Origin of the sequence: Polaribacter sp. HaHaR_3_91, assembly GCF_019278525.1 — a bacterium.
GTDB lineage: Bacteria > Bacteroidota > Bacteroidia > Flavobacteriales > Flavobacteriaceae > Polaribacter.
Genome location: NZ_CP058986.1, coordinates 2,436,088 through 2,451,508, shown reverse-complemented (window position 1 = coordinate 2,451,508; position 15,421 = coordinate 2,436,088). Strand labels below are relative to the sequence as shown.

The 15,421-nt window shown below is 29.8% G+C and carries 15 protein-coding genes; 3 read left to right on the top strand and 12 right to left on the bottom strand.

Going from position 1 to position 15,421, the window contains the following annotated elements:
* Nucleotides 1-16 precede the first annotated feature (16 nt).
* Complete coding sequence (locus H0I27_RS10310; protein ID WP_218730629.1) at nucleotides 17-394, top strand: hypothetical protein; 378 nt, start codon at nucleotides 17-19, stop codon at nucleotides 392-394.
* A 424-nt stretch (nucleotides 395-818) separates the two neighbouring features.
* Entirely contained in the window at nucleotides 819-1,628 is an 810-nt protein-coding gene (locus H0I27_RS10305; protein WP_218730628.1) for an SHOCT domain-containing protein, read from the top strand.
* A gap of 139 nt (nucleotides 1,629-1,767) precedes the next feature.
* Here the strand turns inward: H0I27_RS10305 and H0I27_RS10300 are convergent, their stop codons facing one another.
* The 8 genes from H0I27_RS10300 to H0I27_RS10265 form a co-directional block, all read right to left on the bottom strand.
* Nucleotides 1,768-5,421: an AAA family ATPase gene (locus tag H0I27_RS10300; protein WP_218730627.1), complete on the bottom strand. Its 3,654-nt coding sequence runs from the start codon at nucleotides 5,419-5,421 to the stop codon at nucleotides 1,768-1,770.
* A gap of 12 nt (nucleotides 5,422-5,433) precedes the next feature.
* Nucleotides 5,434-6,636 carry an exonuclease SbcCD subunit D C-terminal domain-containing protein gene (locus tag H0I27_RS10295; RefSeq protein ID WP_218730626.1) on the bottom strand — a complete coding sequence of 401 codons (1,203 nt, stop codon included), beginning with the start codon at nucleotides 6,634-6,636 and terminating at the stop codon, nucleotides 5,434-5,436.
* Between the two features lie 278 nt (nucleotides 6,637-6,914).
* Complete coding sequence (locus H0I27_RS10290) at nucleotides 6,915-7,973, bottom strand: YHYH protein (RefSeq protein ID WP_218730625.1); 1,059 nt, start codon at nucleotides 7,971-7,973, stop codon at nucleotides 6,915-6,917.
* Between the two features lie 44 nt (nucleotides 7,974-8,017).
* The gene (locus tag H0I27_RS10285) at nucleotides 8,018-8,611 is read right to left on the bottom strand and encodes a hypothetical protein (protein WP_218730624.1); all 594 of its coding nucleotides are present in this window, start codon (nucleotides 8,609-8,611) and stop codon (nucleotides 8,018-8,020) included.
* Nucleotides 8,612-8,639: 28 nt separating this feature from the next.
* The gene (locus H0I27_RS10280) at nucleotides 8,640-9,632 is read right to left on the bottom strand and encodes a YHYH protein (RefSeq protein WP_218730623.1); all 993 of its coding nucleotides are present in this window, start codon (nucleotides 9,630-9,632) and stop codon (nucleotides 8,640-8,642) included.
* 209 nt (nucleotides 9,633-9,841) lie between these two features.
* A complete protein-coding gene (locus H0I27_RS10275) occupies nucleotides 9,842-10,033 on the bottom strand; it encodes a hypothetical protein (protein WP_218730622.1) in 192 nt (63 codons plus the stop codon).
* Between the two features lie 91 nt (nucleotides 10,034-10,124).
* The gene (locus H0I27_RS10270; RefSeq protein WP_218730621.1) at nucleotides 10,125-10,541 is read right to left on the bottom strand and encodes a UPF0158 family protein; all 417 of its coding nucleotides are present in this window, start codon (nucleotides 10,539-10,541) and stop codon (nucleotides 10,125-10,127) included.
* A gap of 170 nt (nucleotides 10,542-10,711) precedes the next feature.
* Entirely contained in the window at nucleotides 10,712-11,056 is a 345-nt protein-coding gene (locus H0I27_RS10265) for a DUF3024 domain-containing protein (protein ID WP_218730620.1), read from the bottom strand.
* A 588-nt stretch (nucleotides 11,057-11,644) separates the two neighbouring features.
* Between H0I27_RS10265 and H0I27_RS10260 the strand changes: the two genes are divergently transcribed.
* On the top strand, nucleotides 11,645-12,091 hold the full coding sequence (locus tag H0I27_RS10260; RefSeq protein WP_218730619.1) for a peptidylprolyl isomerase: 447 nt from the start codon (nucleotides 11,645-11,647) through the stop codon (nucleotides 12,089-12,091).
* Between the two features lie 135 nt (nucleotides 12,092-12,226).
* Here H0I27_RS10260 and H0I27_RS10255 read toward each other — a convergent pair whose 3' ends face one another.
* From H0I27_RS10255 to H0I27_RS10240, 4 genes are all read right to left on the bottom strand, one after another.
* Nucleotides 12,227-13,060, bottom strand: a complete 834-nt coding sequence (locus tag H0I27_RS10255; RefSeq protein ID WP_218730618.1) for a DUF6503 family protein — start codon at nucleotides 13,058-13,060, stop codon at nucleotides 12,227-12,229.
* Nucleotides 13,061-13,189: 129 nt separating this feature from the next.
* Nucleotides 13,190-13,855 (bottom strand): peroxiredoxin-like family protein, encoded by a 666-nt coding sequence (locus H0I27_RS10250; RefSeq protein ID WP_218730617.1) that lies wholly within the window; start codon nucleotides 13,853-13,855, stop codon nucleotides 13,190-13,192.
* Between the two features lie 189 nt (nucleotides 13,856-14,044).
* Nucleotides 14,045-14,695 (bottom strand): DsbA family protein, encoded by a 651-nt coding sequence (locus H0I27_RS10245; RefSeq protein WP_218730616.1) that lies wholly within the window; start codon nucleotides 14,693-14,695, stop codon nucleotides 14,045-14,047.
* A gap of 50 nt (nucleotides 14,696-14,745) precedes the next feature.
* Nucleotides 14,746-15,414 (bottom strand): hypothetical protein, encoded by a 669-nt coding sequence (locus H0I27_RS10240; RefSeq protein WP_218730615.1) that lies wholly within the window; start codon nucleotides 15,412-15,414, stop codon nucleotides 14,746-14,748.
* Nucleotides 15,415-15,421 lie beyond the last annotated feature (7 nt).

Sequence of the window (15,421 nt, the reverse complement as noted above, 5' to 3'; positions counted from 1 at the left end):
TTTATATTTTTGCAGCATGAGCGATTTTAAAGTTTTTTTTGAAACATTACAAGAAAGTTTAACAAGAGATGAGTTTGTAAAACTGACTTTAAGTAAACCCATGCGAAAAAGTGAAGGTTTATTAAATGTCTATGCCCGTTTATTTAAGGTGGATGGTAAAGATATTTTTGAATTAAAATACCGTTTTGCAGAAGAGAATGAATTTAAACAATTTTCTTTTGAGACATTTACTGTTGAATTAGAAAAATTACTCTTAGAAACTTTTAGAACAGCCTGTTTATTTACGTTAAGTGAAGATTTAATCGTGCTTGTTTCTAAAAAGAAATTAGTTTCTTATAGAGACAACGCACCAAGTTTTAAAAATAAACTTCCAGAAATTCCAATGCAATCTTAATTTATAAGATTTTTTTACCTCTATTTGCAATCAACCTCCCTTTGTAATTAAAATTATTATTGCTTTTTGGGTGATTAAAAGAAGAAAATAAGTAATCAAATTTAAGCTAGAGTAAAAAAGTTTAAAATTTGTAATTTTATTTTTATTTTTTTAACAAGCTAGATTTATTACTATAATTTAATTTGTATGTTATTTTATCAAAAATAAAGGTTAATATCGGTAAATTGTTGTTTTTAACAATACTTTTTTGTAATTATAACAAACATAAAACAAAGAGCTAATGTATTTGTTTTCATGTAAATAGTGTTTTTAAATCACGAAGAATTCACATTAAAAAACGTCTATTGATATTGCTATAGACTACCTTTGTAATAAAATTGTTTTACAGTTATTTTTAATTAAATAAAGAAATACACAAAAAATTATGAATGCAATATTCACAGATGCTAGTTTTCAGAACATGATAAACGTAGCCAACAAATACGGAGTAAGTACTAATGCCGTTACAGATTTAACGCAAAGACTTATGAGTAGCAATGGCTCTATGGCACAATTCAATATTCCTGAGTTAGGCGGAGGGGGCCAGTGGATGCAAGGAGGTATGACAATGGTTGGAGATATGTTTAATAATAATCTTAAATATTTAGTAGATGGTCTTTGTATGGATTTATCAAATTTAATTCAACAAGGAGCTATCCAATACAAACCTTTACCAAAAACAGAAAACGGACAAGGTGTTTTTTCTGGAAATTGGTGGGGAGATTTAGGTTTTCCTAATTCAACAGGAAGTCAAAACGATACAAGCTATGCTATTTTTAATAACATACATCGTTTGGCTATAAAACAAAATGGTAACGTAACAATTTTTGATACGTTAGATCATAATATTGGTGGAGTAGGGCAGCAACAAGGTGGTAATTACTCGGTTTCTTTTACAAGTCAATATGGTAATGTAGATTTAAATGCTTTGCCTATTATTTCTGGAGGAAATAAGCAACAACAAGCGCCTGTTCAAAATAATGAAATACAAAATAATATTGTAGAAGCTCCAATTGCTCCTATTATGGAAGCTCCAATTCAACCCCTTGAAAATAATAACAATAACATCAATAATGCTGCTTTTGAAGAAGATATTTTCATTAAAATTGAAAAATTAGCAGGTTTAAAGGACAAAGGAATTCTTTCTGTTGAAGAATTTGAAAATAAGAAATCTGATTTATTAAACAGGTTGTAATAGGTTCTGTTTTATTTCTTCGAGAGGATAAATTTTATTGAATATATAATATAAAAAAGCTCACGTATATACGTGAGCTTTTTTACATAATTAGAATACTTTTGTATTATTAGAAAGTGTTATAAGTAAAGAAGCTTAACTATATTATTTCAACTTTACTAACTCCGTTACTTTTCTTTGTAATTTGAATTTGAGTAGGAATACGTTCTTTTAAGTTTTCTACGTGAGATATAATTCCAATCATTTTTCCTTGAGATTGCAACGTTTCTAAAGTAGAAATTACGGTTTCTAAGGTATTACTATCTAAAGTTCCGAATCCTTCATCAATAAAAAGAGAATCTATTTTTACATTTTTGCTGGCTAAATCAGACAGTCCTAAGGCCAAGGCCAAACTAATAGTAAACTTTTCTCCACCACTAGAAGTATCTACCAATCTTGCTTGATCTGTTTGATAATGATCTATCAAATTAAAATTAAGCTCTTCTTTTGGCTTGTAAGAATCTTCCATTTTTAAAGAATAACGCTTATTTAATTGATACAAATGCACATTGGCAAGATCTAATAAATGTTTTAACGTTAAACGCTGCACATAGACGTTAAATGCATCTTTAGAGTTTCCTATAATTTTAAAAAGTTCTTTCCAAACTTTACAAATTTTATCTTGAGCATCTATCTTTTTATACGTTTCTTGGTTTCTATCTTTTATTTCTTTGTCTTTTCTAAAAGCTTCTACAATTTTACCTTTAGCAGTTAACAACGCATCTTTTTTAGTCTTTAAATCGACTAAAATTTGTTTGCTTTCAGATTCAGAAGTTTCAAAATTTTTGGTTTCTTGTAATAACTTTAGATCCTTAGCATGTTCTTCTTTTAAGGTCTTTATTTTAAGTTGATTTTCCTTAATGCGTTCTTTATTCTTTTTATACTCATTCGCTATTTCTTCGGATAGTAATGCTGTTTCAATGTTTTCTTTTGATGTAAACTCACTGCCTTTTAATTTAGCATTGAGTATTTTTATAAAGTCAGATCTTTTAATTGATAAACTTTTTAAATCAGTTGTAATATTTACCTGTAAAGTTTCTTGTTTTGTTTTAGTATTGAGTAAGTTTTGTAAGGATTCATTACTCAATTTTGCTTTTTCTACAAAGGTGTTTTTTGCTTTTTGTAGCTGATTTCTTTTGCTTTCTACCGAAATATCAATTGGTAAAATAGCAATTCTTTCTGTTGTTAATTTCTGCTGTTTTGTTGTTGCATCTTTAATTGTTTCAGCAAAAACAACTTTGTTTTTAGCATGATTTTCTAACAGATCTTTAAGGTTTTCTATTTTTGTGTTTAGAATCTTACTTTCTGATTTTAATGCGTCTAAACTTCTTTCTGATTTGTTAAAAAGTGCAATGTTTTCATCTATTTCTTTTAAAAATAGATTGATTTCCGAAAGAATAGGAAGTTGATATTTATATTTAGAGAGTTTTATTGTTAAGCTATTCTCTAATTTTGTACAATGAGCATTTAATTCTAGAATTGATTTTTCTTCTTGAAGAATTACTTCTTTTGCATTTTTATTTTTTTCTTCTAATGTTGCAATTGTTGTTTTTAATTGATTGATTGCTTCTTGCTGTTTTTGAATCTCTTTAGAGAATTGGTCTTTATCTATTTGTAATTGTTGAGCATTTTTTAAACTAGTATTAATTTCAGCTAACTTATTTTTAAGGGAAAGTAATTCAATTTCAACTTTTTCAAAATCAGTTAATTCACAAACAATTGATAATTCATTTACTTTAGTATTTATTGAAGATAATTCGGTTTCTTTACCTTTAATCTGTTCTTGAAAATTTTCTATGCGAGTTTGTATTGTTGTTTTTTTAGTATTAAAAAGTGATTTTTCTTCGTTTAACTTTTTTAAATCTTCCTTTCTTTTGATTAATTCTATTTCAGATTCCGATATATTTATTGTGGGTAGATGTTTTGTATACGGATGCTCTTTAGATCCACATAAACTACAAGGTTCTCCTTTTATTAAAAGATTTCTATCCTCCTTATACTTAGCTACGCTTCGTTCTAAATCTAATATTTTAGTAGCATCAATTACTAATTTCTCCTGATTTTCAAGGACTTTTTGCAGAGCGATTATTTTATCTGTAATTTCTTTTAAATCGGTTACGTATTTTTTCTCATCCGTCTCTAAATCAGTTTTATCTTTTGCTGTTTTTTGATGTTGTTCCGCAAAAACTTTAAATTGTTTCCAATTATTTTCAGACTGATTGTATTTTTCTTTTAACGCTAATAAATCACTTAATGTATTTTTCTCTAACTCTTTGTTTAATGCTGCAATTTTTTCGCCAATAACTTTTATTGCTGCTGATTTCTCTTGAAAAGAACTCTTGTTTTCTTTTAAGTTTTCAGTAGTTTTAGTAACCTCTTTTTCCTTTTGATCAACTAATAAATTGCTTTTTGAAATCGCTTCTTTATGCGTTTTTAAAGTTGATAAATCTGTTCTCCAATCGGTTATTTCTAAGGCAACGGATCTTAAAAATTCGTTTTGTTTTATAAAACTTTCTTTTGCTTTAATTTGATTTGTAGTCTCATTAAAACTGTTGACCAATTTACTTTTGTCTTCAGATGCTTTTTTGATTTCTAACTCAAGTTTAACTAAGCTCTCAGAAGTTTTTTCTTTTACAATTCGTTCGTTTTTTAAAGCACTGTCTAAATTTGTAATCGTATCAAATTTTGGCAACCATTCCGAAAAATCTTTTTCTGCAATTTCTACATTATTAGTGTCTGCTTTGGTTTGCTTTTCTAAAAGAAGTATTCGTGGTTTTAGTTCTATTACTATTTTTTCAATTTCTTTTAGTTGATTTTCTTTTAAAACAGTTTCTTTAGCTGTTTTATTCAAATCTGTTATCAACTCTTTAAAAGGCAATGCTTTTTCATGTAAAGCCAATTGATTTAATGCTATTTTGTGTTTCTCAACAAAAGACTGAACACTTTTAGATTTCTCTTCATGTTCTTCCCCTTCTTTTGTTAATTTTAGAAAGCTAACATACCAATCCACAACTTTTTGAGAAGATTTTATCGCTGTTTCAGTAAGTTTAATATCAGCATCAAGCCTCTTATCTTCAGTAATTAAATTCGCCTTAGCGTCATCATTTAAAATATCATCCGCATTAATTTTGGCTTCAATTTCTCTTAGTTTTTTTTCTTCTTCAGATTTCCGATCTAAAATACCTTGACCAATTTTTTTATAAATCTGCTCGCCCGTAATTTGTTCTAATAACTTTCCTTTTTCTGGACCTTTAGCTGTTAAAAACGAAGCAAATTCTCCTTGTGCCAACATTACAGATCTTAAAAACTGATTGTAATCTAACTGAGTAGCACTCACTACTTCGGTAATTAAATTCCGTTTTTGAGTCGCTAAAATAGTATCTGTAGTTAAGTTTTTTAAACTGACTTCTTCCTTCGGATTTTTATATGCTTTTCCTTTTTTATCAGCAATTCTAATTCCCCAAAAAGCCTCGTAAACGGTGGTGTCATTTTTAAAAGTAACCCGACTAAAAGCATCATGTGCACCGTGACTTACAACATCTAACAAAGTACCTTTTGATCCGCTAAAACGTGGAACGTTATGATACAAGGCAATTGTGATGGCATCTAAAATAGTAGTTTTTCCAGCTCCCGTAGAACCTGTAATTGCATACAAACCGACATCTCTAAATTGTTCGTTTTCAAAATCTATAACAATAGGAGTATCCGATTTTAAGGAATTTATGTTTTGTAATTCTATCTTTAAAATTTTCATAGAGAAGCTGCCTTATTGGTTTTTAACGGATTGCAAAATTTCATTAAAAGCATCCCAAACTTCAGGTCTTTTTTCTAAATCATAGTCCATTTCTTCACATTTTAATTTAAAAACTTCTGTGGGTAATAACTCTTTAATTGATTTTGTGTTCTCCAATAACTCTTCAATACCTTTAACTTTCCGCTGATTTTTCAATCCTATTTTTAATATTTCGAATGGATATTGTGCTGCTTCAGACTTTAAATCGTCTGTGTTAACTGTATGATCTTCCTTTAAAGCAATCTCTACCCAAGGCGTTAATTTATAAGAATTAGAAGTCAAACTAGAAAATTTAGACATGCATTCTTCTAAACTACCTGTGAGTTTGTAAAACTCTCTAAAATTAGGAATTACATCATCTTTTATTTCAGTAATCTTATTGTTTTCTACCGATAAAATAATTACTTTTTTGTCATAATTAATTTCGCTAAAACTTAAAATATTTGGAGATCCAGAATAACGGACTTTGTCATTTCCGCTAATTATTTGTGGTCTGTGTAAATGCCCTAAGGCTATATAATCAAAATAGGTAGGAAAATCTTCTGCACCAATATGTCCTAAAGTTCCTACATAAATATTCTGTTCACTATCAGAAATGGTTCCGCCTGTTGCAAACAAATGTCCCATGGCAATTACAGGCGCATTGTTGGTGTTTATAAGTTTGCATTGGTCTGCAGCAGAGACATAATGGTTAATTAATGCTGTTTTATATTTATCTGTTAATTCATCAAAAGTTTCACCTGCAACTGCACGTCTAATATCACCATCACGCAAATAAGGAACCGCAGCAATAATTACTTTTTCGTTGTTTATTTCAATTTCGAAAACTTCATCTTTAATGTCTTCGGTTGCTTTACCAACCACTTTTATAGACAAAGCACCTAAGATATGTTTTGGGGCATTTAAAGTCCCTGGAGAATCATGATTTCCGCCAGTAATAATAATCGATTTACAAGTGGTTCCGTTTAGTTTTACTAAAAAACTGTAATACATTTCTAAACTTTGGTTAGATGGAGAACCAGTGTCAAAAACATCACCAGAAATTAAAAGCACATCAATCTTTTGATCTATGATATAGGTTTCAATCCAACTTAAAAATAATGATTGTTCTTCAAACTGAGATTGTTCGTGTAATCTATGTCCTAAATGCCAATCGGCAGTATGTAGTATTTTCATTTTCTTTTTCAATTTTTAAATAAGAAATTCTGTTTTATCAATATTAAATATGGTTTTAAAACCGAAAATAATCCTTGATATAACAAATGAATCGCCTAAAAGCTAAATTAACTTTTTTGAGTGAAAAAGTAGAAATCAAAAAGACCTTTTTGTAATTATTAAGAAGATTTATTAGAATAATAGGAGGGAGGTCTGTTTTAAAAATAAACAAGCCCAAGTTGTTGGCTTGGGCTTGTTGAAAATTTAGTATTAAGAATAAAATATTTTATATCAGATTTTTATAAAGCATATTCTCCTCGTAAACCATTGATAAAATTATTATTACCTGCTTTATCTACATGGTAATGATAGCCTCTTGTTTCATCATAATGACCTCTGGATTCATCTAAGTCCGTAGCTTCTTTTCCGTTAACATCTGTGTTTGCAAAGATTCCGTATCCGTCAAAAGCATAGCCAATCATTGGGGCATGATTATCTGCTTGTGTAATTTTTTTAGAAACACCTGTTGCAGCATGGTAATGATATCCGGCCGCTAAATTAATATGTCCGCCTGCATCATCAAACGGAGCTAAAGTATAAGCATTTAAAATGTTATCAGTTGGAGCAGGAGCATCAAAAACAACACCATTAAAAGCCAACCCTCTGCTAGAAGGCATTGTAGAACTATTTTCGGGACGTTTTTCTGGTCTTGGAGGTCTTTCTCCTCCTTCTGGTCTTTTTCCTCCTGGAGGAGGACCACCAGCGCCTCTACCACCTCTAGAAAAAGTATAAGGAGTCGCTGCTTTTTTAGGAGTAACAGGAATGTAATAGGTATGGGTTACATCTGATACATAAGAAGGCAAACACTCTACACAATAGTTTTTATATTCTTCTCCTACATTTGGGTTTGCAGCTTCTTCACATTCTTCTTTAGTAGTTGTTTTTGTAATTTCTCCTGTTTCGCTATTGTAAAGCATCCAGGTATCATCTTTATAAAAAGTGGCTAAGTTTTTTACAAACTCTCCATCTACATCATAGATTTCTCCATCTTGCATCCAAATTCCACCAGCGCTTGCATCATCAGAAATATTTGTAGGACACCAAGGTCCCATTGTGTGATCTGTAGGTGTACTTGTTGCTATAATTTTATAACAATCTGCGGTAGAACCGTCAGACAATGTTCTTGTTACTATTGTAATAGGTTCTGCCAATCCACCAGGTAAGAAATAATTACTATTCACAGCTATGGTTACTTTGTCTTGAGTAATATTCTTCTTACTTTCACTATTACTTGTACAAGCAGAAAGTCCAACAAGAAATAGAATAATTGTTAAGAGTTTTAAATTATATTTTTTCATATTATCAATGATTTTATCTTTTATAGCAAGTGTTATTATATTTTTTATTTTACAGTTTTTTTTCTTTTAATAACTAGAAATACTACTGAAATTACTAATAAAATTGCAAAATAGCCCACATATTTAAAATTAGAAGTCATTTTTTCTTCTAAGATATTTTCCCAATTACCTTTTTTAAGCGCTAAATTTATTTGATATTTATTATCAACATCTAAAGAGAATTTTTGTGTTGGAAATTGTTCTAATAAAAAGATCACTATAGATTGACTATGATAAATATCTTTAAATAAAGTGTTTTTTAATTGAATGCTATTTATGGTTTCTGGAAGTCCAATAATTTCTACAACTAGTTTTGTTTCATGACCTAAAAACACCTTTGGATTCTTAAATTGTAAGGTGTCCTTCTTGTTGATAATCATAGAAAAACGACTGTTAAAGTGCTTTATAACTAGGTTTCTAAATTCTTCTGGAGATTTATAAAAACCTTCGCCATTTACAAAGTTGACTTCCTGCTGAAAAGCAGTTAAGGAACTATTTACTTGTAAAATAACTTGCCCATTTTCGGTTTTAGAAATTACGATATTAGATAAATCTGGTTGATGTGCAAATAAAGTATTGCTCATTAACAGAAATATCATTAATATCGAAAAGTTTTTAATCATTTTTTTATAGTGCATATTCCCCTCTTAAACCATTGATAAAATTATTATTACCAGCTTTGTCTACATGATAATGATATCCTCTAGTGTCATCATAATGTCCTCTAGAATCATCTAAGTCTGTAACTTCATTTCCGTTTTCATCCGTGTTTTCAAAGATACCATATCCATCTAAAGCATAGCCAATCATAGCTGCATGATTATCTGTTTGTGTTATTTTTGTAGAAAGACCGGTTGCAGCATGATAATGATAACCAGCAGCTAAATTAATATGCCCGCCAGCATCATCAAAAGGAGCTAAAGTATAGGCACTTAAAATATTATCTGTTGGTGCCGGAGCATCAAAAACAACACCATTAAATGCCAAACCTCTATTAGAAGGTACGGTACTTATAGCTGTTCCTGGACCTCCACCAAGTCCGGTAGAAAATACATAAGGAGTGTCTGCTATTTTAGGTGTAACTGGAATGTAATAAGTGTGTGTTAGGTCTTCTACATAAGAAGGTAAACACTCCACACAATAATTTTTATATTCTGTGCCAACATTTGGGTTTGCAGCTTCTTCACATTCTGTTTCTGTGCTTGTTTTTGTAATTTCTCCTGTGGTAGCGTTATATAACATCCAAGTATCATCATTGTAAAAAGCAGCTAAATTCTGAACAAAAGCGCCATCTACATCATAAACTTCTCCGTTTTCAAGCCAAATTCCACCTGCAGTAGCATCATCAGAAATATTACTCGGACACCAAGGTCCCATTTCATGATCTGTTGGTGTACCCGTAACTACTATTTTATAACAATCTGCTGTAGAACCATCAGATAATGTTCTGCTTTCAATGGTTATGGGTGTTGCTAATCCTTCTGTTATAAAATTACTACTTTCTACAGATATGGTTACCGCATCGCTAGTGGTTAAATCGGAATTGGTATCTTCACTACAAGAAGTTAAAACGATAAAAAATGAGCTTAAAACAAGTGCTTTGAATTGGTTGGATTTCATATAATAACATTGATTGAAAATCCTTTTTTAATTAAAAGGACTATGTATTAAGATGCTTTCTATTTAAAAAACTTGCGATGAACTCGCTATAATTTTTGAATTAACAATAATCTAAAAATTTAAGGTTAGATAGGTCTATAGGATTTTGCTATAAATTTTTCCTTATTTTAAGTTTAAGAAATGTTTTATGGTTTCGATGTAAAATTTTTCTATAGAGTAACGCTATCTGCCAAATCCCAGTTGTTTATATTTGTGTAATATAAATCTCTCTTTTTTTCTTCGGAAGTTTTTTTACCTATAGTTTTCCAATTTAAGATGGAAACTGCACCCAATTTAGGGTCTTTGCTTTTTTGCAGGTTGATAATCTGATAAATAAGTGTTTCTATATATTCTTTTGCCAAAGCGAATATTTCCCTTTTCAGTATTACCCCCGAATAATCTTAACAAATTATTATATTTAAGGTTTCTAGAAAATCTTTAGTCATCATTTGATTAATGTAATCTTTTAGCAACTATTTTCTCAAGCTCATGCTGTTTAAAATCGAACCAGTTTTGTCTAAAATTAGATTGATCTATTTGATGTTTAAAATTCTGAAAGGGTTTTTGCCTTTGTAAAATAGCTTGTAATTCTATCTTAAAATTTAGGTCTTTTATTTGTGCTGCAAAGTCTTCCATTATTTTAAAGGACTCAAAGCTTTCTAAGGATTCAATTTTTATGAAATCTGTTTTATGCTGCTCTAACTTTTCTAGAGCTTCACCAAAAGCCTCTTTAAATTCTTCTTCATCAAATACTTGTGAAAAATCTGGAATTGCTATAATTTCATTTGTTTTTAAATTATAGTAGCAATCACTACCACAATCTAATTCTTGTGCAATTTCTCTAATTATTTGTTGTCTTGTAGTATTCAATGGTGGTTCGAATTTAAATAACTTCTTTTTTATAGTAATTGAAACATTCTTGGTTGTCTGTTCTAGCTCAGTCGAGAACTAACTGATTACTATAGTAAGTTTCGACTGAGCTTAATAGGACATATTATTTATTCTAAAATTAAATATGTACAATTTAGAAAAAGCTTCTATTATCCAAAAAAGCAACTGTGTTTATCTTTTTTAATAATTGCTACAATTTCATTTAGATGTGTAGATTCTGAAAAAGGTTCATAGAGTTCCCATTTTCCACTGGCACGCATCCAATATAGTTTCCATATTTTTTTTGACTTTATACGCGTAATTTTAGCGAAATCAATTTGTAATTTCTCTTTTGGGTTGTCCCATTTTGGTCTTATTTGAAACAGAATTACCGATTTACCATCATAAGCATAGCCAATATCTATTTGTTTTCTAATCTCTAAATCTTCTGGCCTTAATGATTCTACATAACTTTTTATCGTAGCTTCGTTAATGTCTATAATTTTTGTTGGCATTTTGGTTAGTGGTTTAGGCTTTTTAAATTTGTTTAGTATATGGTTTGTTGCATGTTTCAAGTAACTAATTTAGTAAATTGTTACCAACCACAAAATTCTGAGAGTACTTTTGTGAATAATCAAAAATGATATGAGGTTTTAAGGTTTTTACTTATTAAAAGTAGTTGATTATTAATCAACCTAAAAAAGAACCATTCCAATTTGTCATCCGACGTAAGGAGAAAACCTACACGATGATACTATAAATTTGAAAATATTTATGAGATTTCTCCTTTTTATCGAAAATTAAAGCTTCCTGTCAATAACAAAACTGTCATAAAATAATCTTAATTTTAAGTAAAAACTGACAAAGTTGCGGTTTAAATATTACACAACCTTTTTATTTATAAAAAAACAGAAAGCTTGTAGATTACTACTATAAGAGAGATAGCACTTTATTTTTTGTTTGTAAATGTAGCGAATTAAAGAAAATGGCATTAAAATTCTGGGTTTTGGCTTGGTTATGGCAGCGAATGGTTTGTAAGTTTAAATTAAAATAGTTTTTGTGTAAGAATTATGCAACGCCTATTTTTTCAAATTAATTATAGTATGAGTCAAGTAAAAGCGAATAACACAGTAAAAGTACATTATACAGGTAAATTATCTGATGGACAAGTTTTTGATACGTCTGAAGGAAAAGAGCCAATAGAATTTGTTTTAGGACAAGGACAATTAATTCCTGGTTTTGAGCAAGGTTTAATTGACATGAAAGTGAATGAAAAGAAAACTATTACTATCGCTAAAGAAGAAGCGTATGGTGAGGTAAATGATCAATTGATTCAAGAAATTGATAGAGCTAATCTTCCACAAGATATGGAGCCAAAAGTTGGTATGGGATTGGTTTCTAAGTCTCCAGAAGGACAAGAAATGAATTTAATGATTGTTGAAGTTAAAGATAATAGCGTTGTTATTGATGGTAATCATCCTTTAGCAGGTAGAGATCTTGTTTTTGATCTTGAAGTAGTAGAAATTAAAGATACTGAAATTACAGCATAACATAATTTTTTTCAATATTTTAAAGAGTCTTTGTTAAATCTAATTTAGCAAAGACTTTTTTTTAGCGTAAGAAAAACCCCTTCAAATTTTTAAATCTGAAGGGGTTCTTTGTAAAATTGATTTTCGTGTGTTGGTTTATTTTTTAAACAGTTCTTTTTGTAAGCCGTTATTAAATTTAATATTGGTCCAGTTTACTTGAATCCAAGGAGCATCTGTAACTTCTGCATCCCAATTAGACGCTTTGTATTTACGTTGTGTAGGGATTAAAATACCTTCTATATTTTCATATTTCAGTTGCATTAAAAGAGGATCTGACTTTGCAAAATCCATCACAGTAAATAAAAACTGATCTATCATTTTAGTTTCTTTATTGATGTATACTTGGTAAATATCTTTTGGCTTGTTATTGCTACCATCAAAGGTAATTTTAACAACATCATAAATTGTTCCTTCAATTGTTTGCTCGTTTATAAATTGATATTGTACACTAGGATCTAATAATTTTTGAATCATACAGAACCAGTAAAAATTAGTAGGTCTGTTAAACGCAACTTTTTTTAAGGCTGCCGAATCTGTTATGATTTCTCCATTATTTTTTAACCAATATTCATTTCCGTCATAGCCTTGTTCTACTTTACCTTTTAAGTCTGTTAAAGTTCTTTCATGCTTTGTATATGCTCCGTAAGAAAGTTCTCCATCAAAAATATATTTTTCTGTAGAAATATCTGTTTTCCCATCTGGAGTTTGGTAAGAGTAGGTGTAAACCACATCTTTTTTAGCTGCAAGTGTTTGGTAATTCCCCGTTTTTTGTACGGTGTTGTAGACCAATTCGTGTCCTTTGTTTTTAAAGGTAATTGGAGTTTCTTTTTTTGTATTTATTTCTGATTTTACTTCTGAATTTGTTTTTTTATTTCCACAAGAAAAGAATAAGAAACTAAAAGCAATTAAGATGAGTTTGGTTGTATGCATAAATGTTTTATTTGGTTATTGATAAACCTCAAAATTAATAAAATACGATTGTAAAGGGTACTACAGTTTTGTTAAGATTTTAAAAGAAATAGTTTTTTTTACTGATAAAAAAAAATAAGACTTTTGGTCTTATTTTAATTTGTTTAACGCGTTTAATATGTCAGATGATTCTGCTCTTTCTCTATAGTCAGCATCTAAAAATGCATACTGAATTACACCGTTGGTATCAATAACATAGGTAGCAGCTAATGGCAACTCGTTATTTTTATCTCCATTAAAATCACTTAAACCAAAACCAGCTTCATAAATTTCGGCAACTTCATCAGTTAGTTTAAAAACAACACCATATTCTTTTCCGACGGTATTACCAACATCACTTAAAACATTAAATTCTAAATTGTTTTTTTCGGATGTGCTTAAAGAATTATCTGGCAACTCAGGCGTTAAAGCTATAAGTGTTGCACCTGCTTGTTGAAATTCTGGTAACTTTTCTTGTAAATAATGTAATGTGATGTTACAATACGGACACCAGCCACCTCTGTACCATGTTAAAACTACCGGTCCGTTTTTTAATTCATCATATAGAGATACAGATTCGTTTAAAGCATTTTTCAGGTTAAAATCAGGAGCTTTATCTCCTACATTTAAAGCTTTTTCAAGTATGCCAGAATTTGCTACACTTGTAATTCCGTCTGCATAAATTTTATTCTTTTCTTTGGTGAATTTAGCTGCACCTTCTTTACGTTTTGCCGCTAATAATGCATCTAATTCTCCTTTATTTTTTTTTGATTCCATAGGTATCTTTTTAAGATATTATTTTGTCTAATAAATTATACTTAATTGCATCGATTATTTTAGTTTAAATAGAAGCAATATATCTTGTTGGGTCTTTAGACTCTGCGTAAGACAAGCATAAGTAGAGAACTATTTAATAATTAAATAGTTCTCTACTGCGCTCGAACTGACATTAGTTAATTTTATAAACTATTCTTGTTCTTTCATTAATTCTGTAAGTACTTGTTTAAAAGTGTCTACAGGTTGTGCACCTGTTACCGCACTTTTTCTATTAAAAACAATAGTTGGTACAGAATTAACTCCTAAATTTTTCCAATAATCTTGTTTGGCTCTTACTTCGCTTCTTGCAGATTCAATATCTAATTTAGCAAGTCCTTCTTCTGCATTTAAACCAACTTCTAATAAAGCCTGTTTTAAAACATCTCTTTTAGAAACGTCTTTACGTTCGCCGAAAAAAGATGCTGTTAAACGCATTTTTAATTCAGTTTGTTTGTTAAAAATCTTAGCGTATTCTAATAAAACATGTGCATCAAAGGTATTTACCATGCGCATTTCGTCAAAATAATCAAATTTAAAACCTAATTCTGCACCAGCTTCGGTCATCATTTGCTTCGATTCGTTTTGTTGCTCGGTTGTAGAACCATATTTTTCTGTAATATGTTCGTTTACATTCTGACCTTCAGCGGGCATATTTGGGTTCAACTCAAAAGGTTGCCATTCTATGTCTACTTTATCTTGAATACCAAGTTCTATAATTGCTTTTTCTAAACGTTTATATCCGATAGTACACCACGGACAAACAACATCAGAAACGATGTCTATTTTTAATTTTTGTGTCATATTATGTTTTTTTTAGGCTTATTTAAATTCAATATTTAAAGTTATAATTACTATTTGCTTATAATATCAGTATTTAAAAAAGCATGTTCTTTTTTCGGGTCTTCAATATTATTATCTTTTGATAACATATTAAAAATCATTGAATTTACTATTCTACTTTTATTTAGATCGGGTTTCACAATTTTTGCTTTGTGAAATACACCTAAGGTTTCTCTGCTTTGTTTTGGATTGCTATTATTAATTATAACAATTTTATAAGTAGGTTTATCAAATGATGCTAGTTTGGTAATATAGGGTTTAAGTATCGTTTCATTTTCCTTAAATACAGGCGTAAAATTTTTAAGATAGTCTTCTGAAGCCTCCTTATTCTCATTTGCATACTTATGATAATCGGCTATATACAATTCACTTTCTACTTCACTTGGTTCGTAACCTAGCATTAAAAAAGATTGATTTTCGGCATTATCTAGATGAAAAGGTGTGCTAACTTGTTGATCGAAACGAACCAACCAATGATAACTTAATTCTTTATTGAATTTCTTTAATGTAAAAGCGGATAATTCATTTTTTAGCGCAACCATAATAGCTCTAAGTTCGGGTGAGGTTCTATTTTCTCCAAAGTCAAGGTACACAAAGCCTGGTAAGTCCGTATTTGTTCTAAAGACATTTTCTAGGCAATATTTTGCTATCTTTTTTATATTGACTTCTTTTACCTCCATGTTACCT

Excerpts from the sequence above, each read along its gene's own strand:
- H0I27_RS10310 (WP_218730629.1), top strand. The coding sequence starts at position 17 with ATGAGCGATTTTAAAGTTTTTTTTGAAACATTACAAGAAAGTTTAACA.
- H0I27_RS10305 (WP_218730628.1), top strand. The coding sequence starts at position 819 with ATGAATGCAATATTCACAGATGCTAGTTTTCAGAACATGATAAACGTA.
- H0I27_RS10300 (WP_218730627.1), bottom strand. The coding sequence starts at position 5,421 with ATGAAAATTTTAAAGATAGAATTACAAAACATAAATTCCTTAAAATCG.
- H0I27_RS10295 (WP_218730626.1), bottom strand. The coding sequence starts at position 6,636 with ATGAAAATACTACATACTGCCGATTGGCATTTAGGACATAGATTACAC.
- H0I27_RS10290 (WP_218730625.1), bottom strand. The coding sequence starts at position 7,973 with ATGAAAAAATATAATTTAAAACTCTTAACAATTATTCTATTTCTTGTT.
- H0I27_RS10285 (WP_218730624.1), bottom strand. The coding sequence starts at position 8,611 with ATGATATTTCTGTTAATGAGCAATACTTTATTTGCACATCAACCAGAT.
- H0I27_RS10280 (WP_218730623.1), bottom strand. The coding sequence starts at position 9,632 with ATGAAATCCAACCAATTCAAAGCACTTGTTTTAAGCTCATTTTTTATC.
- H0I27_RS10265 (WP_218730620.1), bottom strand. The coding sequence starts at position 11,056 with ATGCCAACAAAAATTATAGACATTAACGAAGCTACGATAAAAAGTTAT.
- H0I27_RS10260 (WP_218730619.1), top strand. The coding sequence starts at position 11,645 with ATGAGTCAAGTAAAAGCGAATAACACAGTAAAAGTACATTATACAGGT.
- H0I27_RS10255 (WP_218730618.1), bottom strand. The coding sequence starts at position 13,060 with ATGCATACAACCAAACTCATCTTAATTGCTTTTAGTTTCTTATTCTTT.
- H0I27_RS10250 (WP_218730617.1), bottom strand. The coding sequence starts at position 13,855 with ATGGAATCAAAAAAAAATAAAGGAGAATTAGATGCATTATTAGCGGCA.
- H0I27_RS10245 (WP_218730616.1), bottom strand. The coding sequence starts at position 14,695 with ATGACACAAAAATTAAAAATAGACATCGTTTCTGATGTTGTTTGTCCG.
- H0I27_RS10240 (WP_218730615.1), bottom strand. The coding sequence starts at position 15,414 with ATGGAGGTAAAAGAAGTCAATATAAAAAAGATAGCAAAATATTGCCTA.